Genomic DNA, 24316 nt, shown 5'->3' with positions numbered 1-24316 from the left:
TGTAAAACTACGGATAGGGTAACAACACGGGAAGGCGAGCGATGGCGGACATAAACTTCGGCAGCAAGACAGGCGGCGACGGCGTGCGCAAACCGGATGCGTTGAGCTCCGACCAACCGTGAATCGGGAAGAAGTCTCGGTGAGCTCGCAAAACGGGATGCTCCTCAACGCGGCCCGGCTGGTCGCAGAGTTACACCAACGCGCATCGCTCGACACCGGTGTTCTGCTCCGCGAGCTCATTGAAGGTGCAGCCGAAGCGGTGCCGGGTGCTCAATACGCCGGAATCACCGTCACCAAGCGGCGCCGCCCAAGCGAAACCGCTGCTGCGACGCACCTCTATCCGGTGGTGCTGGACAACATCCAGGATCGCTGTCAAGAGGGACCTTGCCTCTCGGCCGCCGCGCAACAAGACGAGGTCCGCATCGACGATCTCGAGGCCGATGAGCGCTGGCCACTCTACCGTGAAGAGGCGCTCAAACAGACGCCGATTCGATCGATCCTGTCGTTCGGGATGTTCGGCGATGGCCAGACGACTGCGGCGCTCAACTTCTATGCCGAGCCGACCCACGCATTCGATGACGGCTCAGTCAATTTGGGGATGATTTTTGCCACCCACACGGCCCCGGTGTGGAACATGGCGCGACGCGAGCAGCAGTTCCGCACCGCGCTGGTCTCACGTGACATCATCGGCCAGGCAAAGGGCATGCTGATGGAACGCTTCGACATCGACGCTGCCGCCGCGTTCGGATTGCTCACGCGGGTTTCTCAAGAGTCCAACACCCCTGTTGCATTAATCGCACAGCGGGTTATTGCCGGCGATCATCCGCAGGAACGACGTAGCTGAGCCCCAACAGGCGTGGATTTGCCTCCGTGTCGACGTGTTGCCCCCGATCTGCGGCGCTCAGCTGCCGCCACGACACACTTTTCGAAGTTAGCAGCGTATCGCCGCTGATCCAGCGGGTTTCCTATACGCTTGCCGAACAATCGCCAAAAAGGATGCGGTTAGGTGGCTAAGCGGGGCACAGACAGTTCACCAAAGCGAGCAGACCTGGAGAAGCTGATGTCCGCAGATATGCGGGCGGTTACAGCGCAGTCTGATCGGATGGGTCGGTATTTCGCGCGCCAGAACGACGTGAGCGGCAACGACTTCCACGCCTTGCTGCACGTGATGGTTGCCGAAACGGCCGGAACGCCGTTGACCATGGCTCAACTACGGCAGCGCATGGACGTCTCACCGGCCGCGATCACCTACCTCGTCGATCGGATGATCGATGCCGGCCACGTTCGGCGTGAAGCGGATCCAACGGATCGACGCAAAGCCCTTCTTCGGTACGAAGATAGCGGTATGGAACTGGCGCACGCGTTTTTTGCCCCGCTGGGCGTTCATCTCCGCTCGGCGCTTGCCGAGTTGCCCGACACGGACCTGATGGCGGCTCATCGGGTGTTCACCGCAATGATCGCCGCGATGTCAACGTTTGAAAGCGAAGTGGTTGCGCAGCAAGCTCAGTCGACGACCGCGCGAGCCACCGTGAACAGCAAACCCACGAAACAGACTGAGCCCGCCTGATTCACGCGCCGCAGCCGTGGGCGCTAATCACCCGTACTTACGGCATCGGTGCCACGCCGATATCGCGCAGGGCCCGAAGATCGGCCGCCCCGGCACCGTGCAGGCAGATTCCCAGCTCGTCGATGAACTGCCGCAGCCAATCGATTACGGCGCTAGAAGACTCGATCGCCGGAGCAAGCAGCGGACGCGCGATCGCGACCACGTCGGCGCCCAATGCCAGCGCTTTGGCCGCGTCCATGCCGGTGCGAATACCTCCGGAGGCGACCAGCGGGATAGTGGGCAGCGCCCCCCGCACCTCCACGATCGCCTGTGCTGTGGGTATCCCCCAATCGGCTAAGTCGGGATAACGCAGCTCGCCGTACCTAACAAGTTGCTCCACGCGTGACCACGAGGTCCCGCCGGCCCCTGCGACGTCGATAGCCGCGACCGGTGACTCGCCCGATGGCCCGGTCAACTCCGCGACGGCCGATTTACCGATTCCGTGACCAACCTCTTTGATAAGCACCGGATATTCCAGCGCGCCGGCGACTTCGCGCAGCCTGTCGATCGATCCGGCAAAGTCGCTGTCGCCGTCGCGCTGTACCGCCTCCTGCAGCGGATTGGTGTGCACCGCAAGCACATCTGCCCCAACCAGATTCAGCGCATTCGAAATATCGTCGACCGCACCAACTGTCAGCTGTGAGAGCCCAATATTGCCGAACAACAATACATCCGGCGCAACGTCGCGGACGGTAAAGCTTCTGGCCGCCTCCTTCCCCAGTGCACTGTCCAACATGATCCGCTGCGAGCCGAGCATCATCCCGACACCTAGCCGCTGGGCGGCGGCGGCGAGGTTCCTGTTGATCGTCCCGGACAGTTCGGCACCGCCGGTCATTGCGCCGATCAATATCGGTGCTTGCAAGGACGCGCCGAGGAACTCAGTGGACAAATCGATATGGGCGAGGCTTGTCTGCGTCAGCGCGTTGTATGGCAGGCAATAGCGTTCCAACCCGGTGGTGACTCGGGAATACGCGACCCGGTCGTCAAGGCACACGTCGATGTGGCGTCGCTTGCGGGTTGTCATCCCGGCCGGGTCTGTTGGCACGGCCATTCACCCCCTCTCCGCTTGGCATGTACTCGGTTCGGTGCCTACCACCGGGTTACCCCGTATCAGCACGTTGGCTGCTGGGTGGTTCGACCGATGCGAGCTCATTTTGATATCGCCGCATGCCATCGATCAGCGCGGCGAACACCCGCCGGGCTGCGGCCAGGTCAGCGTCGGGCAAGTCGGCCATCGCGGTGCGGGTGTGCTGTCCCAATGGGGCGAAGAACGCTCGAGCGGTGTCGAGGCCGGAATCCGAGTAGCGCAAAATCACCTTGCGCCGATCGCCCGGATCGGACTGCCGGGTGATGTGACCGGACGCCATCATCCGGTCCACGAGGTAGGTGATCGCCGCGCCGGACAGTCCCATCCGCTGGCGTAGCTCGCCGGACGTGATCGGTTGTCCCCGTGTTTCGGCGACCATGACGTGCAGCAGCGCGCGGAAGTCGGTGGGCCGCACGTCGTGCATGTCGGCGAAAACTCGGCCGATCTGCTCGGATTCGGCCGTCAATAATCGCAGATCGGCCGAGATCTGCGACTCGAGCGCGGATCGGCCGTCGGCAGTCTCATCAGGGCCCATGACGCCTTGAAGTTTATCCGCATTCCGGCGTTAGTTCAGTTGATTAATACTTAAATCACTGAAACACTTGTCTGCGATGGCGCCTGATGCTGCGCTGGCGTTCGGGGCGTCCGCCGAAGTTGAAGGGAGACAACGTGAATAAGCCGACGCTGGCTGCCACGACACTCGCGGTCGCCGCAGCGGCGGGTATCGGAAGCATCGCCAGCCGGCCCCGTTCAATGTCCTGGTATTCCCGGCTGAAGAAACCCTCCTATGTACCGCCGAACGAGCTGTTCCCGGTCGCGTGGACCGCGCTCTACGCCGATATCGCGACCACGTCCGCGGTGACCATCGATCGATTGCGCGCAGCGGGGCGCCATGACGAAGCCCGCAACTACGTCGTCGCATTGGCCGTCAACCTGATCCTCAATGCCGGCTGGAGCTGGGTATTCTTCAAATACCACAAACTCGGCGCATCGACGGTCGGTGCGGCGCTGCTGGCGGCCAGCAGCGCGGACCTGAGCCGTCGGGCCGCCCACGCAGATCCGCGCGCCGGAGCCGCGTTGCTGCCGTATCCGCTGTGGGCTGCCTTCGCTACCGCGATGTCCGGCCACATCTGGGTACTCAACCGGTCATGAGGCAGGTGGCCCGGTAATGCGGGCGTTGTTGTGGTTCCGCCGCGACCTGAGACTGCGTGACCTCCCTCCGCTGCTCAATGCCGTCGCCAACAGCGACGAGGTACTTGCCTGCTTTGTGCTTGATCCGCGCCTGGAGGCGTCCTCGGGTGGGCGCAGGATGCAGTTTCTGTGCGACTCGCTGCGCCAGCTGCGCGACGACCTGGATGGCCGCCTACTGGTGACACGCGGGCGGCCCGAGGAGCGGATTCCCGCCATCGCCAAGGAAGTCGACGCGCGGTCAGTGCATGTCTCGGAGGACTTCGCGCCGTTCGGGCGGCGCCGCGACGATCGGGTGGGAGACGCGCTCGGCGACGTGCCGTTGGTCGCCACCGGATCGCCGTATCTGGTGTCGCCCGGGCGCGTCACCAAGGACAACGGCGAGCCGTACAGGGTGTTCACCCCGTTCTTCGGCCGATGGCGCGAATTGGGGTGGCGGAAACCCGCTCGAACCGGCCCCAAATCAGCGCGGTGGGTCGATCCCGCGCAGCTGGGAAAGCAGGCCAAACCAGTCGAGATACCCGATCCGGGCGTCGAGCTTGACCTGCCCGCAGGCGAGGCGGCCGCGCGGCGGCAATGGAAAGCATTTGTTCACGACGGTCTGGACCGCTACTCCGACGACCGAGACCGGCCCGACCGAGAGGCCACCAGCCGGATGTCGGCGCACCTGAAGTTCGGCACAATCCACCCGCGGACCATGGTGGCCGACTTGGACCGGCGTCGCGCCGGCGCGCGAGCATACCTGCGGCAGTTGGCATTTCGCGACTTCTACGCTGCGGTCTTGCATCACTGGCCGGATAGCGCCTGGTGGAACTGGAACCGCGACTTCGACGCCATCCAGACCGATACCGGCGCGGACGCCAAGCGGCGCTTCCAGGCGTGGAAAGCCGGCGAAACCGGTTTCCCGATCGTCGACGCCGGCATGCGCCAACTACACCAGACCGGTTTCATGCACAACCGGGTGCGGATGGTGGTGGCGTCGTTCCTGGTCAAAGACCTGCACCTGCCCTGGCAGTGGGGGGCCCGCTGGTTCCTCGATCAGCTGGTTGACGGCGACATGGCCAACAACCAGCACGGCTGGCAGTGGTGCGCGGGCTGCGGCACCGACGCAGCGCCGTACTTTCGGGTGTTCAACCCGGCTACACAGGCCGAGAAGTTCGATCCCTCAGGCGATTACATTCGTCGCTGGGTGCCCGAGCTCGCCCGGGTCGAGGATGCCCGTCTGACCAAGGGCGACCGGCCTGCTGAGTATCCCGAGCCGATTGTCGATCATGGCGCGGAACGCAGCGAGGCGCTGCGCCGCTACCAAGAGATCGGCTGAGAAACCTCAGCGGGCCGCCTTTTTGCGTTCGATGTCGGCGAGGGCCGCAGCCATTTCGGCGCGCTGCGCTGCCGACGTCTCCCAGGACAGCTTCCGGTTCTTGACCACCTTGGCCGGCGCACCGACCGCGATCGAATAGTCCGGGATGTCGCCGCGGACGACTGCGTGTGATCCCAGCACGCAGCCTCGTCCGATGGTGGTGCCCCGCAGCACCGTTACCTTGACGCCAACCCAGGTGTCCGGCCCGATCCGGATCGGGGACTTGACGATGCCCTGATCCTTGATCGGCAAATTGATATCGTCCATCCGGTGGTCGAAATCGCAGACGTAGCACCAGTCGGCCATCAGCGCCGAATCGCCGAGCTCGATGTCCAGGTAGCAATTGATGACGTTGTCGCGGCCCAACACCACCTTGTCGCCGAACCGCAGTGAGCCCTCGTGCGCGCGGATGGTGTTCTTGTCCCCGATGTGTACCCAGCGGCCGATCTCCAGCTGCGCCAGTTCTGGGGTCGAGTGGATCTCGACGCCTTTGCCCAGGAAAACCATGCCGCGCGTAATGATGTGCGGGTTGGCCAACTTGAACTTCAGCAGTCGCCAATAGCGGACCAGATACCACGGGGTGTACGCGCGGTTGGCCAGTACCCATTTCAGCGATGCCAGGGTGAGGAACTTGGCCTGGCGTGGGTCACGGAGCATCGATCCCCGCCAGCGGCGATGCAGAGGCGCCCCCCACATTGTCGTCATGGCCGGAAACTCTAGCGCCAGCCGCGCAGCGGCAGGCTGAGGAGGCGGGCAATAAAGAATGCGCGAGGCGGCACAGGTTACCCTCGGCTGTACTCGATCGCAGCTCATGCCCCACGTTCCGGGAAGGATTTGGAAGCCACACCGTGTTCTGGCCAGTCCCCCGACGTGCCCTGCGGCGTTGGTCATGCGCGGTGTCGGCGGTCGTTCTGGCGGCCATCCTGGCCGGCTGCGGTAACACCGATTCGTGGGTCGACACCGTGCCCGCCGAAGGTTGGCCCGCGCAATACGGCGACGCCGCCAACAGCAGCTACACGGCGAGCTCCGGGGCTAGCAGCCTGACCCTGCGCTGGACCCGCTCGGTCAAAGGCTCGCTGGCGTCCGGACCGGCGTTGAGCTCCCGCAACTGGATGGCACTGAACGCTCAAACCCCGGGCGGCTGCTCCTTGATGGAGTGGGAGAACGACGACAACGGCAGGCAACGGTGGTGCACTCGGCTCTTCCAAGGCGGCGGAATCTCCGGCCCGCTGTTCGACGGCTTCGACAACCTCTACGTCGGCCAGCCGGGGGCGATAGTGTCCTTTCCCCCCACCCAGTGGATCCGTTGGCGCAGACCGGTGATCGGAATGCCCTCTACCCCAAGATTTCTCGGACACAGTCAACTGCTCGTCGTCACACACCTTGGGCAGGTGCAGGTCTTCGACGCGCACCACGGCACCGTGGTCGGCAATTCCGTTGATCTGGTGGACAACGTCGACCCGGCCGATTACAGTCGCGGGCTGTCCGATTGCGGGCCGGCCCAGGCAGGCTGCCCGGTCGCCGCGGCGCCGGCATTCGCGGCGGCGAACGGGATGGTGGTCGTGGGCCTGTGGCAGCCGGGTGCCCCCGCGGCCACGCTGACCGCCTTGAAGTATCACCCGGGTCAGAGCCCGCTGCTCACCCGGGAATGGACCAGCGACGCGGTCAGCGCCGGTGTGCTGGCCAGCCCGGTGCTGTCCAAGGACGGCTCCACGATTTATGTCAACGGCCGCGACGAGCGGTTGTGGGCGCTGCACGCCGCCGACGGCAAGCCGAAATGGTCGGTGCCGCTGGCGTTCCTCGCGCAGACGCCGCCGTCGGTGACACCGAATGGGTTGATCGTGTCGGGCGGCGGCCCGGACACCCGACTGGTCGCCTTCAAGGACGCCGGCGACCACGCCCAGCAGGTCTGGCGTCGCAACGACGTCAGCCCGCTGTCGACGTCGAGCCTGGCCGGCTCGGGCGTCGGCTATGTCGTGGTGACCGGCGGGCCGGGCAGGGGGGCACGGGGGATGTCGCTGCTGGTCTTCGATCCGGGCAGCGGCCGCACGCTCAGCAACTATTCGCTGCCCGAGGCGACGGGATACCCGGTCGGGGTCTCGATCGGCCACGACCGCCGGGTGGTCACCGCCACCAGCGACGGCCAGGTGTACAGCTTCGGGCCGAACTGACAACGCTACCGTCACAACAGTCACAGAAGACTCTGCGCGGAGGTCGGTGCTCGTTGTGCCCGCCTCCGAAAAGCTCCCTGCGCGCCGTGGTTTGTCGCTACAAGGCGGGCAAGCCGCCTACCGACTCCGCGCAGAGATTGGCGTGACAGATGTGACTGCTGTTCGGCCTGGGGCGTCGCTGGCGCCGTAACGACGCCGACGGTGCCTCAGCCCTTGACCGTCAGCGGTGGGATGGCGTTGCGCGGCACGTGAACTTGGCTGGCACCGCCGATCGACGGCGGCAGCAGCTCTCCCGGCGCGAAGTAGAAAATCACCTCGTCATCGGTGATGGCGAAGTTCTGATAGTGCGACGAATCGAGGCCGGAGCCGGGCAGGATCGCGGCACCGAACCCGGTCTGCCGTCCCATCTCCCGCTGCACGATCGGGAAAATGGAATCCAGCGGTTTGCTGTTAGGCACGAAGAGCGTGTCGAAGGTGATCGCCTGTTGTGATCCGAGGTCGTAGTTGAAACTCTTGTAGGAGGTAGACGGGCGCGGGCCACCGAGGTCCTCGAAGACCTTGAGCACCACGCTTCGGGTGCCGCCCGGTGGCTGGCCGGAATGGTACTGCTCGGAGGTCACCTCCATTTGGTACGGCACTTCGCGCGTTCCCGATGTCTGCGACGACGTCTGCGCGACGCTGACGAATCCATCGCGGTTCTGGCCGATGTAGTCGGTGAGCGCCTGCTCGTCGGGGAAGTCGAGCGGAAACCTCATGTCCAGGGTGTAGGTGGACGTGGCGGCATGCACATGGCACGTCTGGTCACCCTCGACGTCGCCGCCCAAGTTGCCGCACGTCGAGTCCGCGGCCGCGACCGGCCCACCGTACCAACCCAACAGGCCTCCGGCCGCGATTAGCACGGCCGTCATCAGGTAGCGCATGGGTGACTTGTCCTCGCAGACTGGGAACGGCTCAAATGCCGTCCCGCAAGCCTACCCGGCTCCTATCAGGACGGGCGGCCAACGTCCGCCGTCGCCGTCATGAGGCAGACGCCTAGAACAACGACAGCAGGTCGGACATGAACGCGCGGCCTGTTCCCGGCGGAGCCTCCTCAGTGTATGGATGCTTTCTATTCAGTAATAAACTAACGGTCGGCCAGAGCTTGCATCACCTCTTCGTTAGTATGTGAACTCTTAGTTCAGATGATCACCGGTGTGCGCACACCGTCGCGCTCAGGCGCCGCGCGCTGCGCCGCGCGCTTTGAGTATGTTCTCAGGCTGTATTCGGACGATGCGAACTCAAAGGTCACTCGCGATGGAATGCCGTTTTGTGCAGCCGCTACCGCGACGGGCGGCACACGAATGCAATCCCCCTCGCCGCTGCACCCGAGCCGACCCGGGTGATCACCACCGTCAAGGCCTGGCCGCCCCGCAACGCCAATCGCCGTCGCAGCACCGTGGGGTCGACATCCACGCCGCGCACCAGGATCTCCAACGCGCCGCCGTCCAGCGCTGAGAGCGCCTGACGCAACCGCCGCTCGTCGAACGGCAGCTGCTGGAGAACCTCGAATCCACGTACTCCCGTGGGCAATTGGTCCCCGGACAGGTAGGCGATGTGCGGGTCCAGCTGCCACAGCCCGTGGCGCGCAGCGTAAGGGCGCACCAGTGCGGCCCGCACCACCGCGCCATCGGGGTCGACGATCCACCGGCCGACGGGCCGCACCGGGCAAGCGTCCGGCTCGGCGTCGGTGATCTGTTCGCCGCGGTCCAGGATGCTGGCCCGCCGGCGCACACCCGGCTCGGCCAAACCGGCCGACCACAGGCACGCTTCCCGCACCGACCCCCGATAAGAGGTCACCTCGATCTCGCCGTCGAAGCCGAGGCGGGTCACGACGTCGAAATCGATTCCGGGAGCTGCTTTTACGACCAGCTCCCGGCCACGATAGACATCGAATAGCTGGTCCAGAGGGGGCTGGTAATCGCGCGGGTTGAAGCGCCGTCGTCCACTGCCGCGCCGCGCCGGGTCGGCCATCACGACCGCGTCGCGGGACACCGGGTGTAGCGCGTCGGCGCGGCACAGGTCGGCCGCGGAACCGAGGTTGTGTCGCGCCATCGCCAGCCGCACCGGGTCGATATCGCTGCCCACCGCCCGGGCCGCGCAGCCGCGCAGCGCCGCCAGTTCAGTGCCGATCGAGCACGTCACATCGTGCACGATGCGGCCGGCCAGCCGCTGCGCCCGATGCGACGCCACAGCCGCGGCGCTGGCTTGCTGCAGCGCCTCATCGGTAAACAGCCACTCGCCGGTACCGGGCAGCTTGTCGGCCGCGCGCCGCCGCAGCAACACGGTTTCCACCAATGCTGGTGTCCGATCGCCGAATTGCTGTCGTAGCAGGGCGATGTCGGTGACGCGATCGGTCAGCGGCAACCCATCCACGATGGTCAGCGCCGCACGGCCCGCGTCCGATATCAGGTAAGCAATGTCGTCGAGCCCGAAGTTCAGGACGGCTTGATCCCGGTGATCATCACGTTGTAGAACCAGCCCTTCGGCACCACGCGGCGCCAGAGGTTCTCATCGACCCAGCTCAATGTCTTCCAGCTGTTGAAGGCGAACTTGGCCCAGACCCAGCCCAGCCGTTCCGAGGGCACGGCGTACTCGAAGGTGCGCAGCGGCCAGCCCAGCATTGCCGCTGTGAACTCGACGGTGGCGGACTCGACGTCCACAGCACCGGCGGAGGTGGCCATCTTCTCCAGGTCAGCGGGAGTAAAGGTGTGCAGGTCGACAACGGCCTCCAGGGCCGCGGCGCGCGACGACTCGTTCAGCTCGGCCTGCGGCCGCCGCCAACTGCCCAGACCGGGCAACTTGGTGACATTGGTGGTGATCCGCCAGGTCAGTGTCGACAGCGTCCGGGCGTAGCCGTTGCCCACAGACGTCGGCTCGCCGGCGAAGACGAAGCGCCCGCCCGGCCGCAACACCCGCAGCACCTCCCGCAGCGACAGCTCGACGTCCGGAATGTGGTGCAGCACAGCATGTCCGACCACCAGGTCGAAGGTGTTGTCGTCGTACGGGATGCCCTCGGCGTCGGCGACCCGACCGTCGATGTCCAGGCCCAGCGACTGCCCGTTGCGAGTGGCGACTTTGACCATGCCCGGGGACAGGTCGGTGACCGAACCACGCCGCGCGACTCCGGACTGGATCAGGTTCAGCAGGAAAAATCCGGTGCCGCAGCCTAATTCGAGAGCCCGGTCGTACGGCAGGCGGTAGATCTCGTCGTCAGGGATGACGGCGTCGAAGCAGTCCCGCGCGTAGTCGATACAGCGCTGGTCGTAGGAGATGGACCACTTCTCGTCGTAGTTCTCCGCCTCCCAGTCGTGGTAGAGCACCTGCGCCAGCTTGCTGTCGTGGCGGGCGGCCTCAACCTGCTCGGCGGTGGCATGCGGTTGCGGCGCCGGATCACCGGCGGCCTTCGAACTCCTCGTCACGATGCGCAAGCTTAGTGGCACTGGCGAACACGTCCACAAAGCGGCGGCGTTCGGCGGCCACCCGCTCGTCCGGAGCCAGCTCGAACACGTCATTGATGCCGGCCTTGGCCGCGGCCAGCGCGTACGGGGGTCCGTCGACGAAGCGCCCCGCCCAGGCCACGGCGGCGTCGTACACGTTGTCAGGAGCCACCATCTCGTCGATCAGGCCCAAGGCCAGCGCCTCCTCGGCGTCGAAGAAACGTCCGCTGTACACCAGTTCCTTGGCCCTGCTGGCCCCGACCGTGCGGGTCAGCCGCGCCATGCCGCCCCCGTCAGGCACCAAACCGGCCAGAATCTCCGTCGCACCGAAGCGCACATTGTCACCGCTCACGCGCCAATCGGCGGCCAGCGCCAGGCCCAGCCCGGCGCCCAGCACGTAACCGGTGATCGCGGCCACGGTCGGCTTCGGAATCGCCGCGACCGCGTCGACGGCGTCGCGCCGCACCTGTGCCCAGGTCTCGGCTTCCGGGGCGGTCAGCGCACGCAGTTGGGGCATGTCGTCACCCGCGGAGAAGATCTCGTGGCCGCCGAAGACGATGACCGTGGCGATGTCATCGCGACGTGCGACCTCGGCGGCGGCCTGCCCGATCTCCCGGTAGACCTGGCGGGTCATGGCATTGGTGGGCGGCCGCGACACCACCAGCGTGCCGACCCCCGGGCGCTCTTTGCCCAGGTGGATGCTGACGAACTCGCTCACAGCCGCCATCGATGTCCGCCGGCTTTCCGTGCCGCGTGGTAGCGATCGGAGTCGAAGAACTCGAACACCCAGTTGTCGCCGTCGATCTCCAGATGCGGCTGCACGGTGACGATGTGACGCTCGACGGCCAATACGTCGGCGACCGTGCGTCCGGCAAGCGAGTCCAGCTGGGTCCAGGTCGGCGGCAGCAGGAAGCTGCGGCCGGCCGCGAAGTCGTCGATGGCGGCCCGCGGCGTGGTCCACTCCGCACGGTCGGATTCGGTGTTGTCCCCGTCGGCCCGCTGACCCTCCGGCAACGCTCCGACGAAGAAGTACGTGTCATAGCGGCGGGTGCGCTCGGCTTCCGGGGTTACCCAGTTGGCCCACGGTCGGAGCAGATCAGCCCGCAGCACCAGGTTCTCGCGGCGTAGGAAGTCGGCGAACGACAGCGTCCGATCGGCCAGCGCCAGCCGCGATTCGCGATATGCGGACGCGTCGCCGACGATCCCGGCCGGTTCGTCGGCCGGGCCGGCGAACAGCACACCGCACTCCTCGAAGGTCTCGCGGGCGGCGGCGCACACCAGCGCCTCGGCCAGGTCAGTGTCGGTGCCGAACCGCTGCGCCCACCACGACGGCGGTGGCCCGGCCCACGCGATATCGGCGTTGCGGTCGCGGTCGTCGACGCCGCCGCCGGGGAAAACCACCGTCCCGGCGGCGAATTCCATTCCGGCGTGCCGTCGCATCAAGAAGACGGAAACACCGTGGGAGCCGTCGCGGATCAGCATCACGGTGGCGGCGGGCCGGGGCGTCAGCGGCGGCGGGTCTTGCGGTGAAGTCATAACTGTCTCCGGTGGGCCGCGCGGGTGCGAGTGCGTCGGGCGAAGTAACGCCCGTCGATCAAGTCGACCGTGATCGCCTGGCCAAACGCCGCCGATAGATTCTCGCTGGTCAGTACGTCGGTCAGCAAACCCGCGGCGACGACCCGTCCCTCCGACATCAGCATGCAGTGGCTGAAGCCGGGAGGAATCTCCTCGACGTGGTGGGTGACCAGGACCAGCGCCGGCGCATCGGGATCGGCGGCCAGGTCGGTCAGCCGCGCCACCAGCTCCTCGCGACCGCCCAGGTCCAGACCGGCGGCCGGTTCGTCCAGCAGCAACAGCTCAGGGTCGGTCATCAACGCGCGCGCGATCAGGATCCGCTTACGCTCACCCTCCGACAAGGTCCCGTACACGCGGTCGGCCAGGTGCTCGGCGCCCAGGCTTTCCAGCATGTCGATCGCCCGGAGGTAGTCGACGTCCTCGTAGCGTTCCCGCCACCGCCCGAGCACCGCGTAGCCGGCCGAGACGACCAGGTCGCGGACCACCTCGTGGTCCGGAATCCGTTGCGCCAACGCCGAGGAGCTCAAGCCCACCCGGGAGCGCAACTCGGACATGTCGACGCGGCCGAGGCGCTCACCGAGCACGTAGGCGACGCCCGACGAGGGGTGCTCGGCGGCAGCGGCGATGCGTAGCAACGATGTCTTGCCGGCACCGTTGGCCCCGATGATCACCCAGCGTTCGTCGAGCTCGACCGACCAGCTCACCGGTCCGACCAGCAGGTGGCCATCACGGCGCAGCGAAACGTCCTTGAAGTCGATCAGCAGATCAGGATCGGCTGCGTCGCTTGTCTGGTCGGTTCCACCCCCGGATTCTCTCGAATCCTCGGGCTTCACCTCCGGCTTCCGGTTTCGGGCACCCGACCATCGTGCCGTACCGCGACGCCGCGGTGCCTGTCGGGTGACGTCTGCTCGGCAAGCTATTCGGGTGGGATCTCCACGCGTCGCACCACGCCGTCGACCGCGTCCGCGGCCTCGATCTCGCCGCGCGTGACGCCGAGCAAGAACAGCACGGTGTCCAGGTACGGGTAGCTCAGCGAGGCGTCGGCAACCTCGCGCAGCGCGGGTTTGGCGTTGAATGCCACGCCCAGGCCCGCAGCGGCCAACATGTCGATGTCGTTGGCCCCGTCGCCCACCGCGACCGTCTGCGCCATCGGCACGCCGACCTGATGCGCGAAGTCCCGCAATGCCTTGGCCTTACCGGCGCGGTCGACGATTTGTCCGACGACCTGGCCGGTGATTTTGCCGTCGACGATCTCCAGCTCGTTGGCGGCGACGAAGTCCAGCATCAGCTCATGCGCCAACGGCTCGATGACCTGCCGGAAGCCGCCGGAGACGACGCCCACGTGATAACCCAGCCGCCGCAGCGTGCGCAGCGTGGTCCGCGCGCCCGCCGTCAGCTCCAATTCGTCGCCGACCTCGTCGAGCACTTCGGCAGGCAGACCCGCCAAGGTGGCCACCCGCTGCCGCAGCGACTCCGCGAAGTCCAGTTCGCCGCGCATGGCGGCCTCGGTGATCGCGGCGACGGCCTCCTGAGCGCCCACCCGGGCGGCCAGCATCTCGATGACTTCGCCCTGGATCAGCGTCGAGTCAACATCGAACACGATGAGCCGTTTAGCGCGCCGAGACAGCCCGTAATCCTCCACCGCGATGTCGACGCACTGGTCCGCGGCCACCTGCGTCAATGCGGCCTGCAGCCGGCTGCCGACGCCCGGTGGCGCGGAAACCCGCAATTCCAGCCCGGTGACCGGGTAGTCGGAGACGCCGCGAATGAGATCGATGTTGACGCCGAGCGCGGCCACCTCCCGGGCCACCACGCCGAAAGCCTCGGCGGTGATCGGCCGGCCGAGCACCACGATGGTGTGCGTCGACGGTTCCCGGATGATCGGCAGATCGTCGCTGCGCTCGATGCTGACGTCCAAGCCGACCGCGTGGATGGCCGCCTCGACTTCCGCCCGCAGCGTCTTACCCTCGGCCACCTCGAGCGGAGCCGATACCAGCACACCCAACGTCAGCCGGCCCCGGATCACCACTTGCTCGACGTTGAGCAGTTCGACATTGTGGCCGGAGAGAACCTCGAACAGCGCCGACGTCACGCCTGGCTTGTCGACACCGGTGATGGTGATCAACGTCGACACCTTGCGAGGTGTACTCAGCTCGAGGGCACCTCGGCCAGGTCCTGGCTGTGGCCGCCGCGGCCCACGTGCGCCTCGGCGCGCAATCGCTCCACCATGTGCGGGTAGTGCAACTCGAAGGCCGGGCGCTCGGAGCGGATGCGGGGCAGCTCGGTGAAGTTGTGCCGCGGCGGTGGGCAGCTGGTGGCCCACTCCAGCGAGTTGCCGTACCCCCACGGGTCGTCGACGGTGACCACTTCGCCGTAGCGCCAGCTCTTGAAGACGTTCCAGACGAACGGAATCATCGACACGCCAAGGATGAACGCCCCGACCGTCGAGATCACGTTGTACACCTGGAATCCGTCGGTGGGCAGGTAGTCGGCGTAGCGGCGCGGCATCCCGATGTCGCCCAGCCAGTGCTGGATCAAGAACGTGGTGTGAAAACCGATGAACGTCAACCAGAAATGCAGCTTGCCCAGCCGCTCGTCGAGCAGCCGGCCGGTCATCTTCGGGAACCAGAAATACGTACCCGCGAAGGTGGCGAACACGATGGTCCCGAACAACACGTAGTGGAAGTGCGCGACCACGAAGTAGCTGTCGGTGACCTGGAAGTCCAGCGGCGGGCTGGCCAGCAGCACCCCGGTCAGACCGCCCAACAGGAAGGTGATCAGGAAGCCGATCGCGAACAGCATCGGCGTCTCGAAGGTCAACTGCCCCTTCCACATTGTCCCGATCCAGTTGAAGAACTTGATGCCGGTGGGCACCGCGATCAGATACGTCATGAAGGAGAAGAAGGGCAGCAACACCGCCCCGGTGGCGAACATGTGGTGAGCCCACACCGCAACCGACAGCGCGGCGATCGACAGCGTCGCATAGACCAACGTGGTGTAGCCGAAGATCGGTTTACGGGAGAACACCGGGAAGATCTCGGTCACGATGCCAAAGAAAGGCAATGCCACGATGTAGACCTCGGGGTGACCGAAGAACCAGAACAGGTGCTGCCACAACAGCACTCCGCCGTTGGCCGAGTCGTAGACGTGAGCGCCCAGGTGCCGGTCGGCGGCCAGCCCGAATAATGCCGCAGTCAGCAGCGGGAACGCCAGCAGCACCAGGATCGACGTCACCAGGATGTTCCAGGTGAAGATCGGCATCCGGAACATCGTCATGCCCGGCGCGCGCATACACACCACCGTGGTGATCATGTTGACCCCGCCCAGGATGGTGCCCAGACCGGCGACGATCAACCCCATGATCCACAGGTCGGCACCGGTGCCGGGTGAGTGGATGGCGTCGGTCAACGGGGTGTAAGCGGTCCAGCCGAAGTCGGCCGCCCCACCCGGGGTGATGAAACCGGCCATGCCGATCAGCGCGCCGAACAAGAACAGCCAGAACGAGAAGGCGTTGAGCCGCGGGAACGCGACGTCGGGCGCGCCGATCTGCAGCGGCAGCACCAGGTTGGCGAAGCCGAACACGATCGGCGTCGCATAGAACAGCAGCATGATCGTGCCGTGCATGGTGAACAGCTGGTTGAACTGCTCGTTCGACAAGAACTGCAGACCCGGAGCGGCCAACTCGGTGCGCATCAGCAGGGCCATCAGCCCGCCGATGAAGAAGAAGATGAAGCAGGTGACCACGTACATGATCCCGATCATCTTGTGATCGGTGGTGGTGATCAGCCGGTAGATCAGGTTGCCTTTAGGTCCAGTTCGCGGCGGGTACGGACGACTCGCCTCGAGTTCTCCCAGCGGGGGCGCTTCGGTGGTCAAGAGCTCCTCCAAACGTCGGGCGGGGCAACTGGGCTCAGTGGCACTTGAGTCTAGCGTCCGCACGTGCCCCGCGAGCGACTGGTCCTACAAACTGTCGTACTCGGCGGGTAAACGGCGCGCCTCGTCGTCACCCGCATGCGGCCGGCGTCGGCTAACCGGATGTTACCGTCGGACCCGTGCTGCTCAGGGGCGTGCGACCGGTGATGTCCGCTGCCGCCGCGACAGCGATTTCGGCCGCGCTGTGCAGTGGTTGCACAACCGGATCGCCCGGCGGCGCTTCGTCGCCGACGTCGGTGATCACCAGCACCACCCAGATTGCCGGAGCCGGCGTTTTGGGCAACCAGCGGCGACCCGACGAGTCGTGCGCGCCGCAACCGGCCGAGCCGGATGCCGGGCCCACGACTCGCAGCGCCCGCAACGCGGCGGGGGTGCAGCCCGATGTCGCCCAGGTGCCCGCTGATCCGCAGCGGATCGTCGTGCTCTCCGGCGACCAGCTCGACGCCCTGTGCGCGCTGGGCCTGCAGTCGCGGATCGTCGCCGCCGCACTGCCGGACGGCTCCTCGAGCCAGCCGTCCTACCTGGGCACGGTCGTGCATCGCCTGCCGGGCGTGGGCACCCGCAGCAGTCCCGACCTGGGGGCTATCGGGGCGGCCAAGCCGGATCTGATTCTTGGCTCGCAAGCGTTGACGCCGAAGTTGTATTCGGCGTTGGCGGCGATCGCGCCGACGGTGTTCACCGCCGCACCGGGTGCGGCCTGGGAGGACAACTTGCGTGGGGTGGGTGCGGCCACCGGTCGGGCCGACGCCGCGGGCGGCGTGATCGACAACTTCACCAAGAAGGCCCACGACGACGGCGCGGCTCACGACGCCGCCCACTACCAAGCGTCGGTCGTGCAGTTCACCGAAAACACCATCCGGGTATACGGTGCCGAGAATTTCCCCGCCAGCGTGCTGACCACGGTCGGCGTGGATCGCCCTGCATCGCAACGGTTTACCGACAAGCCCTACATCGATATCAGCAGCGCCGACGCCGATCTGGCGGGCAACCAGGACTTCTCCCCGGCCGACGGCGACTTGGTGTACGTGTCGTTCGCGTCGCCGGCCGCCAAGGACCGCGCCGCAACCATTTTCGACAGCGGTTCGTGGCGCAAGCTGTCCGCCACACACGACAACCGAGTCTTCGTGGTCAACAATGAAATCTGGCAGACCGGCGAGGGCGTGGTTGCGGCTCGCGGTGTCATCGACGATCTGCGCTTTGTGAACGCCCCGATCAACTGACGGCCAGCGGTCTGTGACGTCGATCGCACCGCGTGAAATACATAGCTTATCTATGCTAATGTGGGTGTGTTCAATAGAATTCGATACGAAACAAGCGCACTCAAGAGGATTGCCCAATGAGCAGTGTTTCCGCGTATGCCGCTACCTCGGCGACCGCGCCGCTGACCAAGACCACGATCACCCGCCGCGACCCCGGCCCGCACGACGTGGCCATCGACATCAAGTTCGCCGGTATCTGCCACTCCGACATCCACACCGTGAAAGCCGAATGGGGCCAACCCAATTACCCCGTGGTTCCCGGCCACGAAATCGCCGGCGTGGTGAGCGCCGTCGGCCCTGAGGTCAGCAAATACCAGGTCGGCGATCACGTAGGCGTCGGCTGCATGGTGAACTCCTGCGGTAAGTGCAGCAGCTGTAAGGCCGGGCTCGAGCAGTACTGCAAGCCGGGCGCGACCTTCACCTACAACTCGATCGACAAAGACGGCACGTCAACGCAGGGCGGCTACAGCCAGGGAGTCGTCGTCGACGAGAACTTCGTCGTGCGCATCCCCGACTCGTTGCCGCTGGACAAGGCGGCCCCGCTGCTGTGCGCGGGCGTCACGCTCTTCTCGCCGCTCCGACACTGGAAAGCGGGGCCGGGCACGCGACTCGCGATCATCGGCCTGGGCGGGCTCGGTCACATGGGCGTCAAACTGGGCGCGGCGATGGGCGCCGACGTCACGGTGCTATCGCAGTCGCTGAAGAAGATGGAGGACGGACTGCGTCTGGGCGCCAGCCACTACCACGCCACCGCCGACCCGGACACCTTCCGCAACCTTCGCGGCAGCTTCGACCTGATGCTCAATACCGTCTCGGCCAACCTCAAACTCGGCGACTACCTGAACCTGCTTGACGTCGACGGCACACTCGTCGAGCTGGGTATCCCCGAGCACCCGATGGAGGTACCGGCATTTCCGCTGGCGCTGGCGCGCCGCAGCCTGTCCGGGTCGAACATCGGCGGGATCGCCGAGACCCAGGAGATGCTGGACTTCTGCGCCGAGCACGACGTGACGCCGGAAATCGAGCTCATCGAGCCCGATTACATCAACGAGGCCTACGAGCGGGTGCTGGCCAGCGACGTGCGCTACCGCTTCGTGATCGATACGTCAGGCTTATGAGCCCTCAGCTTCGCCGTTAGAGGCATCCGCGATACCCGACAGCGGCCAACCGGCAGCGGCAAGCCTGGCGGCCACCCGGGCGATGTTCTCTGGACCGGCGTCGTATTGCGTCATGTCCGAAATGAAATCCGCGATCACGTCACGCTGAACCGGGCCCTCGACCTCCTCGTCGATCGCGTCGACCACTTCGGTGATCTCATCCTCGCTCAGCGGTGTGCTCTGCAGCAGCGCAAGCAACGGCACTCGGTCCGGACCAGGAACGCCTTCGGGGTAGCCGACCTGCAGCCACTGGATCACTGAACGGAAGAAGTCGGCCGTAGAAGATGGTGTTATCGCCACCTCATCAGTGTCACGAAAGGTGGGTGAGCGGCGCCACCGTCCCGGCGCGCCATTCATACAATTCACGCACCGTTCATCTTTGTCGATGGTCCTTGTCGGCCGATCAGCCCACTTGCGACTCGGTCTGATTTCCAGAGGATGGTCAGACGGGGCGTTGCGGTGGTTCGGTCAAAGCTGTTGGCTGCCAACAGCACAATTTTGCCCAGCGATCTCGAGCCGATGACAATTGCGCTGCTGCCCAACCGGACCGAGGATTAGGTCGGCCCACGACATTGGAGGCAGTATGACCACCGTCCGCAACGCAATCCTCGATTTGCTTCGCGCCCACAACCTGACGACCTTTTTCGGCAATCCCGGTTCGTCGGAACTTGCTCTCCTGCAAGACTTTCCAGAGGACTTCAGCTATTTCCTCGGGCTGCAGGAGATGATCCCGGTCGGGATGGCCGACGCCTATGCGCAGATCACCGGTCGGCCGGCTCTGGTCAACCTGCACACCGCGCCCGGGATGGGTAACGCCCAAGGCCAGCTCTACAACGCCTACTGCAACAAGACCCCGTTGATCGTCACGGCCGGAAATCAGCGACGGAACATGCAGAACCAGTACTGCCTGCTCACCAACATCGAGCCCACCACGGTGCCGCGGCCATTCGTGAAATGGGCTGCCGAACCTGCCATCGCAAGCGAAGCACCCGCTGTATTGGCCCGTGCCATCCACCTGGCCACCACCCCGCCGATGGGCCCGGTGTTCGTCTCGCTGCCGATGGACGACATGCCGGTCGAACTGGACGATGCCCAGGCCGCCGATATCGCCGTGGTACGTGAACGCTCGGTGACCCATGCAGCTGGATTCCCCGCGCAGCTCGCCGAGCAAATCTGCACGCGATTGGAGGCGGCGACGTCGCCGGCGTTGATCGTGGGCGGTGACGTCGAACGATACGGCGCGTGGGAGTCGGTGGTCGGATTGGCCGAACGCACCCAATCGGTGGTGTGGAGCGCCCCGCTGACCGGCTGGAGCGGATTCCCCGAGAATCATCCGCTCTATCAGGGGACCTTGCCGCCTGGCAAGGGCTGGATATCGCAGGCGCTGGCCGGACACGATCTGTTGATTGCGATCGGGACGCCGGTTTTCCGTTACTACCCGCAAGTGCCCGGGCCCTACCTGCCCGAGGGCGCGAGCATGATTCACATCACCAACGATCCCGACGAAGCCGCCCGGGCCCCGGTCGGGGACGCGATCGTCGCCGACTTGGTCACCGCCACGCAGGCCTTGCTCGACGCCGCGAAACCGACCCAACGGTCGGCCCCGGCGCCACGTGCCCCGATTCCCGAGATCGAACACGCGCAGGCACCGCTGACACCGGAAGCGCTCTGGACCGCGGTCGGGCGCGCCGCGCCCGCCGAGACACTGTGGGTCAGCGAGGCCGGCAGCAACGAGCTCGCCATCACTAACTCCATCCGACCCGGTTACCCGCGCTCGCATTTGTCGGCCGCGGGTGGCGGACTCGGCTGGGGGCTACCCGCGTCCGTCGGTGCTCAGCTGGCGGCCCCCGATCGTCCCGTCGTCGCCGTAATGGGTGACGGCTCCATGCATTACGCGATCACCGCGTTGTGGACTGCGGCGCACTACCAGATTCCGGTCACGGTTGTCGTGGCATCCAACGCCGAGTACGGCGTGGTCAAGCAGTTCGGTGTGTGGGAGAAGACGCCCGGCGTTCCAGGACTCGACGTGCCCGCATTGAACGTTGTCGCGACCGCCGCCAGCTACGGCGTCGACGCCCACGAGGCGCACAGCGTCGACGAGGTCACCGAATTGGTTAGAGCCGGTATCGCAGACCGCGAGCGACCCACTCTCATCAACGCTCGCATCATTCCGGTCGGCGTATAACCGCGAATACCATTAGCCCGCATGGAGGCTAGCGCCGCCCTAGTCGTGGCCTCCGGCGAGCAGCGCGACATTTCGTCGAATCCGTCGCGTGTTAACCAACGAGAAAGGCCCGATCGCACACACCACGGCGACTGCCAGGTAGAACAACCTTTCGTTGGCGAAGTTGGCTACGGCCGCCGCGACCGCTAACGCGATGACGACCCCAAATGTCAGCAAGGTCAATCTTTCCGAACGCTTGAGTTGATCGGCAGACTTGTTGCGAAGAAAGACCCGGCCGAGCCGGGTCGCCGATGCCCGCACTTCAGGATCAGCCGGCACGGTGCCATGTAGCACCGCATCGATCGCCTGGGAACGTTCGGCTTGGCTGAGTCCAGACAGCGCCTCGGCGGCTCCGCGATGCACACTCTGCGTCGTGGCGGTGAGAAGTCCCGCTATGGCGGCACCGAAGAAGATCGCCGACAGGATGGTGCTTTCGATCTCAGAACGCGACTGGAAACTGGTGAGCGCACCCCACACCACAGCGAGCAACAGCGCCCACACGACGAATCGCAGCCACGGGGGTTGCAGAATCAGCCGAATATGCACAAATGACCCGCGGCTTGAGAAGTTCCAGTCCTCGTCTTCGGTGACGACGGCCTTGCCGATGACATACGACGATCCCGATCCGGAGAACAAGCCGTGGTTCTGATCCCCTGCAAGTTCAATCATACGAAAGCCACCTCTAGCTGCGAAAACAGGTCACGCTTACTCACGCTCAAACATACAGTTTCGTGGGCAATTGTCGGCACGGCGTGGGCACGGGTCGGTGACAAGCTCGACACGAATCGGCGTCGGTGAGCGCCCGTAAACATCCCGGCCCACCTGAGAGAGGACAAGGCATGATGCAACGCGCACTCTTGGCCGGCGTAGCGGCCGCACTCGCGGTTGGGTTTTTCGCGGCGATTCTGCAGCTGTCCAGACCGGTTTCTGCCCCCGCCGCTCTGAAGCGGCGCAAGCTCAGCGTCCAAGTCGGCCAACAGTTTCCGCGCTGCCGCGCTACGGGGGTGGCAGCTCGCCCGACACTGTGACCTCAGGCGATGCGGCGGCGAGGGTCGCATGGTTGACGTCTTCGGGGTCGCCGGCGTCGACGTCGACGCGACCGGATGGTCGGTTGTCGCTGGCGGCCGCGCGGATGGTCACTGATCACGTGGGACGAATTCATTTGAGACGGTGCTTCCAGAAGAAGCCGTTTTGGTATCGTTTCGCTTCCACGGCTGGCTTTGAAGTGGGGAGATAAGATGGGCTTCGGGCAAGCGATTTCGGCCGGGTTCGTCAAATACGTGAATTTCCGCGATCGGGCCTGCCGGTCCGAATTCTGGTATTGGACTCTCTTCAACATCATCGCCGGCAGCGTGGCGGCCATCATCGACTTGATGCTGAACGACGAACAGCTCGTTAGCGGACTTTTCGCTCTCGTCACAATCATTCCCAGCTTCGCCATCGCCGTTCGGCGCCTGCATGATCTCGACCGCACGGGCTGGTGGTATCTGATCGGCTTTGTGCCGGTGATCGGCATGATCGTTCTCCTGGTCTGGTACGCCGCCAAGGGCACCGACGGACCGAACCAATTCGGACCGGATCCCTTAGCCGCGAATCCATTCCCGAATCAGCAATTCGGTGCTCCGGCTTAGGGCGGGGCGTTCTGCTGCGTGACGACTGCGTACTCACCGCGGCCGTGGGCGGAAGGTACAGCCGGCGCGCGACGGCGACTACCTGGGGCCTCCGGCGAGTAACAAGTCGTGGCTATCCGGTGCGGTCGACCGCTGCCGAGCGGCCGATAGGTTTGCTGACCTCAGCAAGCCTGTCCGGCAATTGGGCTGTTGAACTGCGGCTTTAGAAGTTCCAGTCCTCGTCTTCGGTGACGACGGCCTTGCCGATGACATACGACGACCCCGACCCGGAGAAGAAGTCGTGGTTTTCGTCGGCGTTGGGCGACAGGGCGGACAGGATGGCCGGGTTGACGTCGGTTTCGTCGCGCGGGAACAACGCCTCATAGCCGAGGTTCATCAGCGCCTTGTTGGCGTTGTAGCGCAGGAACTTCTTGACGTCCTCGGTGAGCCCGACTTCGTCGTAGAGGTCCTGGGTGTATTCCACCTCGTTGTCGTAGAGCTCGAAAAGCAGCTCGTACGTGTAGTCCTTCAGCTCCGCCTGCCTGGCCGCGTCCTCGAGCGCCAGCCCGCGCTGGAATTTGTACCCGATGTAGTAGCCGTGGACGGCCTCGTCGCGGATGATCAGCCGGATCAGGTCGGCGGTGTTGGTCAGCTTGGCCCGGCTCGACCAGTACATCGGCAAGTAGAAGCCGGAGTAGAACAGGAAACTTTCCAGCAGCGTGGAGGCCACCTTGCGCTTGAGCGGCTCGTCGCCGCGGTAGTACTCCATCACGATCTCGGCCTTGCGCTGCAGGTTGGGGTTCTCCTCCGACCAGCGGAAGGCGTCGTCGATCTCAACGGTGGAGCACAGCGTGGAGAAGATCGAGCTGTAGCTTTTGGCGTGCACCGACTCCATGAACGCGATGTTCGTGTAGACCGCTTCTTCGTGCGGCGTCAGCGCATCGGGAATCAAGCTGACCGCCCCGACCGTGCCCTGAATGGTGTCCAGCAGCGTCAAGCCGGTGAAGACCCGCATCGTCAGTTGCTTCTCGTTGGCCGTCAGCGTGCCCCACGACGGGATGTCGTTCGACACCGGCACCTTCTCCGGCAGCCAGAAGTTCCCGGTGAGCCGCTCCCAGACTTCGGCGTCCTTCTCGTCGTGCAGACGGTTCCAGTTGATCGCCGACACCCGATCGATCAGCTTCATCTTTTCGGTCACCAGAACCCCACTTCACCAGGCCGGATAGTCGAGCATGCTCAGGCTTCAGACACTACCCCTGGGGTGCGACAAGCCGAGGTAACACAAGGAGTTGTGTTCGCGTGTCGCGGGCCAGCCCAGGCCCCCCAGATTGACAACAGTCACATCTGCCACATCCGCCTCCGATGGAAAGGGGGGGCCCGTCGTGCCCACCTACGCGCGACAAGGCTCCGGTGGATGCGCACGTAGCCAGTGCTGCCGTTACGACACGCCTGAGTTGTCGCTGCGAGGCGGGCACACCGGATGTCGCCTGGCCGAGGTAATCCTGTGGCGGACGTGATCATTGCTATCGGGTGGGACGTCCGCTTCAAGGCGCTTTCGGGCCGGCCCATTATCGGGTCTCCTAACCCCCAGCGGTGTTCGAAATCAGTCCAGTCCGGCGTGCCGCAAGGTGTGCGTGAGGCCATCTTCCAGGGTGCTGAGCGCGAGGTCG

General features: G+C 65.2%; 23 protein-coding genes and 1 pseudogene. 9 read left to right on the top strand and 15 right to left on the bottom strand.

Features of this window, described 5'->3' with window-relative positions:
- Nucleotides 1-157 precede the first annotated feature (157 nt).
- Together VNW74_RS09765 and VNW74_RS09760 are read left to right on the top strand one after the other, a co-directional pair.
- Nucleotides 158-844 (top strand): GAF and ANTAR domain-containing protein, encoded by a 687-nt coding sequence (locus tag VNW74_RS09765; protein WP_325676410.1) that lies wholly within the window; start codon nucleotides 158-160, stop codon nucleotides 842-844.
- Nucleotides 845-1006: 162 nt separating this feature from the next.
- Nucleotides 1007-1567, top strand: coding sequence for a MarR family winged helix-turn-helix transcriptional regulator (locus VNW74_RS09760; protein ID WP_414686642.1), 561 nt, complete (start codon nucleotides 1007-1009; stop codon nucleotides 1565-1567).
- 37 nt (nucleotides 1568-1604) lie between these two features.
- On the opposite strand, the gene fni is transcribed toward VNW74_RS09760, so the two are convergent.
- A complete protein-coding gene (gene fni / locus VNW74_RS09755) occupies nucleotides 1605-2657 on the bottom strand; it encodes a type 2 isopentenyl-diphosphate Delta-isomerase (protein ID WP_325676392.1) in 1053 nt (350 codons plus the stop codon).
- A 49-nt stretch (nucleotides 2658-2706) separates the two neighbouring features.
- On the bottom strand, nucleotides 2707-3228 hold the full coding sequence (locus VNW74_RS09750) for a MarR family winged helix-turn-helix transcriptional regulator (protein WP_325676391.1): 522 nt from the start codon (nucleotides 3226-3228) through the stop codon (nucleotides 2707-2709).
- A gap of 134 nt (nucleotides 3229-3362) precedes the next feature.
- Here VNW74_RS09750 and VNW74_RS09745 point away from each other — a divergent pair, with 134 nt between their 5' ends.
- Together VNW74_RS09745 and VNW74_RS09740 are read left to right on the top strand one after the other, a co-directional pair.
- Complete coding sequence (locus VNW74_RS09745) at nucleotides 3363-3845, top strand: TspO/MBR family protein (protein WP_325676390.1); 483 nt, start codon at nucleotides 3363-3365, stop codon at nucleotides 3843-3845.
- A 16-nt stretch (nucleotides 3846-3861) separates the two neighbouring features.
- Nucleotides 3862-5202, top strand: a complete 1341-nt coding sequence (locus VNW74_RS09740) for a deoxyribodipyrimidine photo-lyase (protein ID WP_325676389.1) — start codon at nucleotides 3862-3864, stop codon at nucleotides 5200-5202.
- Nucleotides 5203-5208: 6 nt separating this feature from the next.
- Here the strand turns inward: VNW74_RS09740 and VNW74_RS09735 are convergent, their stop codons facing one another.
- Complete coding sequence (locus VNW74_RS09735; protein ID WP_325676388.1) at nucleotides 5209-5946, bottom strand: acetyltransferase; 738 nt, start codon at nucleotides 5944-5946, stop codon at nucleotides 5209-5211.
- Nucleotides 5947-6137: 191 nt separating this feature from the next.
- Between VNW74_RS09735 and VNW74_RS09730 the strand changes: the two genes are divergently transcribed.
- On the top strand, nucleotides 6138-7412 hold the full coding sequence (locus VNW74_RS09730) for a PQQ-binding-like beta-propeller repeat protein (protein WP_325676387.1): 1275 nt from the start codon (nucleotides 6138-6140) through the stop codon (nucleotides 7410-7412).
- A gap of 206 nt (nucleotides 7413-7618) precedes the next feature.
- On the opposite strand, the gene VNW74_RS09725 is transcribed toward VNW74_RS09730, so the two are convergent.
- The 8 genes from VNW74_RS09725 to ctaD all read right to left on the bottom strand — a co-directional run bounded on the left by VNW74_RS09725 (nucleotide 7619) and on the right by ctaD (nucleotide 16339).
- On the bottom strand, nucleotides 7619-8332 hold the full coding sequence (locus tag VNW74_RS09725) for an esterase (protein WP_325676386.1): 714 nt from the start codon (nucleotides 8330-8332) through the stop codon (nucleotides 7619-7621).
- 397 nt (nucleotides 8333-8729) lie between these two features.
- Nucleotides 8730-9929: a THUMP-like domain-containing protein gene (locus VNW74_RS09720; RefSeq protein ID WP_325676409.1), complete on the bottom strand. Its 1200-nt coding sequence runs from the start codon at nucleotides 9927-9929 to the stop codon at nucleotides 8730-8732.
- The gene (locus tag VNW74_RS09715) at nucleotides 9887-10870 is read right to left on the bottom strand and encodes a class I SAM-dependent methyltransferase (protein WP_325676385.1); all 984 of its coding nucleotides are present in this window, start codon (nucleotides 10868-10870) and stop codon (nucleotides 9887-9889) included. The genes VNW74_RS09720 and VNW74_RS09715 overlap by 43 nt, the downstream gene beginning before the upstream one ends.
- Nucleotides 10842-11615 carry an enoyl-CoA hydratase gene (locus tag VNW74_RS09710; protein WP_414686641.1) on the bottom strand — a complete coding sequence of 258 codons (774 nt, stop codon included), beginning with the start codon at nucleotides 11613-11615 and terminating at the stop codon, nucleotides 10842-10844. Before VNW74_RS09710 ends, VNW74_RS09715 begins: the two co-directional genes overlap by 29 nt.
- A complete protein-coding gene (locus tag VNW74_RS09705) occupies nucleotides 11603-12424 on the bottom strand; it encodes an NUDIX hydrolase (protein ID WP_325676384.1) in 822 nt (273 codons plus the stop codon). The genes VNW74_RS09710 and VNW74_RS09705 overlap by 13 nt, the downstream gene beginning before the upstream one ends.
- On the bottom strand, nucleotides 12421-13296 hold the full coding sequence (locus VNW74_RS09700) for an ABC transporter ATP-binding protein (RefSeq protein WP_325676383.1): 876 nt from the start codon (nucleotides 13294-13296) through the stop codon (nucleotides 12421-12423). The genes VNW74_RS09705 and VNW74_RS09700 overlap by 4 nt, the downstream gene beginning before the upstream one ends.
- A gap of 83 nt (nucleotides 13297-13379) precedes the next feature.
- Nucleotides 13380-14615 carry a phosphoserine phosphatase SerB gene (gene serB / locus VNW74_RS09695; protein ID WP_325676407.1) on the bottom strand — a complete coding sequence of 412 codons (1236 nt, stop codon included), beginning with the start codon at nucleotides 14613-14615 and terminating at the stop codon, nucleotides 13380-13382.
- Nucleotides 14612-16339 (bottom strand): cytochrome c oxidase subunit I, encoded by a 1728-nt coding sequence (gene ctaD / locus VNW74_RS09690; protein ID WP_325676382.1) that lies wholly within the window; start codon nucleotides 16337-16339, stop codon nucleotides 14612-14614. The genes serB and ctaD overlap by 4 nt, the downstream gene beginning before the upstream one ends.
- 176 nt (nucleotides 16340-16515) lie before the next feature.
- On the opposite strand from ctaD, the gene VNW74_RS09685 reads away from it, so the two are divergent.
- Complete coding sequence (locus VNW74_RS09685) at nucleotides 16516-17616, top strand: iron-siderophore ABC transporter substrate-binding protein (RefSeq protein ID WP_325676381.1); 1101 nt, start codon at nucleotides 16516-16518, stop codon at nucleotides 17614-17616.
- Nucleotides 17617-17732: 116 nt separating this feature from the next.
- A complete protein-coding gene (locus VNW74_RS09680; protein ID WP_325676380.1) occupies nucleotides 17733-18773 on the top strand; it encodes an NAD(P)-dependent alcohol dehydrogenase in 1041 nt (346 codons plus the stop codon).
- Here VNW74_RS09680 and VNW74_RS09675 read toward each other — a convergent pair.
- The gene (locus VNW74_RS09675; RefSeq protein ID WP_325676406.1) at nucleotides 18768-19070 is read right to left on the bottom strand and encodes a DUF3349 domain-containing protein; all 303 of its coding nucleotides are present in this window, start codon (nucleotides 19068-19070) and stop codon (nucleotides 18768-18770) included. The genes VNW74_RS09680 and VNW74_RS09675 overlap by 6 nt on opposite strands.
- Nucleotides 19071-19395: 325 nt before the next feature.
- On the opposite strand from VNW74_RS09675, the gene mdlC reads away from it, so the two are divergent.
- Nucleotides 19396-20997, top strand: a complete 1602-nt coding sequence (gene mdlC, locus VNW74_RS09670) for a benzoylformate decarboxylase (RefSeq protein ID WP_325676379.1) — start codon at nucleotides 19396-19398, stop codon at nucleotides 20995-20997.
- A gap of 603 nt (nucleotides 20998-21600) precedes the next feature.
- Here the strand turns inward: mdlC and VNW74_RS31870 are convergent.
- Together VNW74_RS31870 and VNW74_RS09660 are read right to left on the bottom strand one after the other, a co-directional pair.
- Nucleotides 21601-21687, bottom strand: a pseudogene (locus VNW74_RS31870) (hypothetical protein); the annotation flags it as partial.
- A gap of 345 nt (nucleotides 21688-22032) precedes the next feature.
- Nucleotides 22033-22176 (bottom strand): hypothetical protein, encoded by a 144-nt coding sequence (locus VNW74_RS09660; RefSeq protein ID WP_325676377.1) that lies wholly within the window; start codon nucleotides 22174-22176, stop codon nucleotides 22033-22035.
- A 98-nt stretch (nucleotides 22177-22274) separates the two neighbouring features.
- On the opposite strand from VNW74_RS09660, the gene VNW74_RS09655 reads away from it, so the two are divergent.
- The gene (locus VNW74_RS09655; RefSeq protein ID WP_325676376.1) at nucleotides 22275-22667 is read left to right on the top strand and encodes a DUF805 domain-containing protein; all 393 of its coding nucleotides are present in this window, start codon (nucleotides 22275-22277) and stop codon (nucleotides 22665-22667) included.
- A 202-nt stretch (nucleotides 22668-22869) separates the two neighbouring features.
- Here the strand turns inward: VNW74_RS09655 and nrdF are convergent, their stop codons facing one another.
- On the bottom strand, nucleotides 22870-23844 hold the full coding sequence (nrdF, locus tag VNW74_RS09650) for a class 1b ribonucleoside-diphosphate reductase subunit beta (protein ID WP_325676375.1): 975 nt from the start codon (nucleotides 23842-23844) through the stop codon (nucleotides 22870-22872).
- Between the last annotated feature and the right edge of the window lie 472 nt (nucleotides 23845-24316).

The sequence above is a fragment of the Mycobacterium sp. genome (genome assembly GCF_035570115.1).
GTDB lineage: Bacteria > Actinomycetota > Actinomycetes > Mycobacteriales > Mycobacteriaceae > Mycobacterium.
Note: the sequence above shows the minus strand (reverse complement) of the source record. Positions and strands in the feature narration are given on the sequence as shown.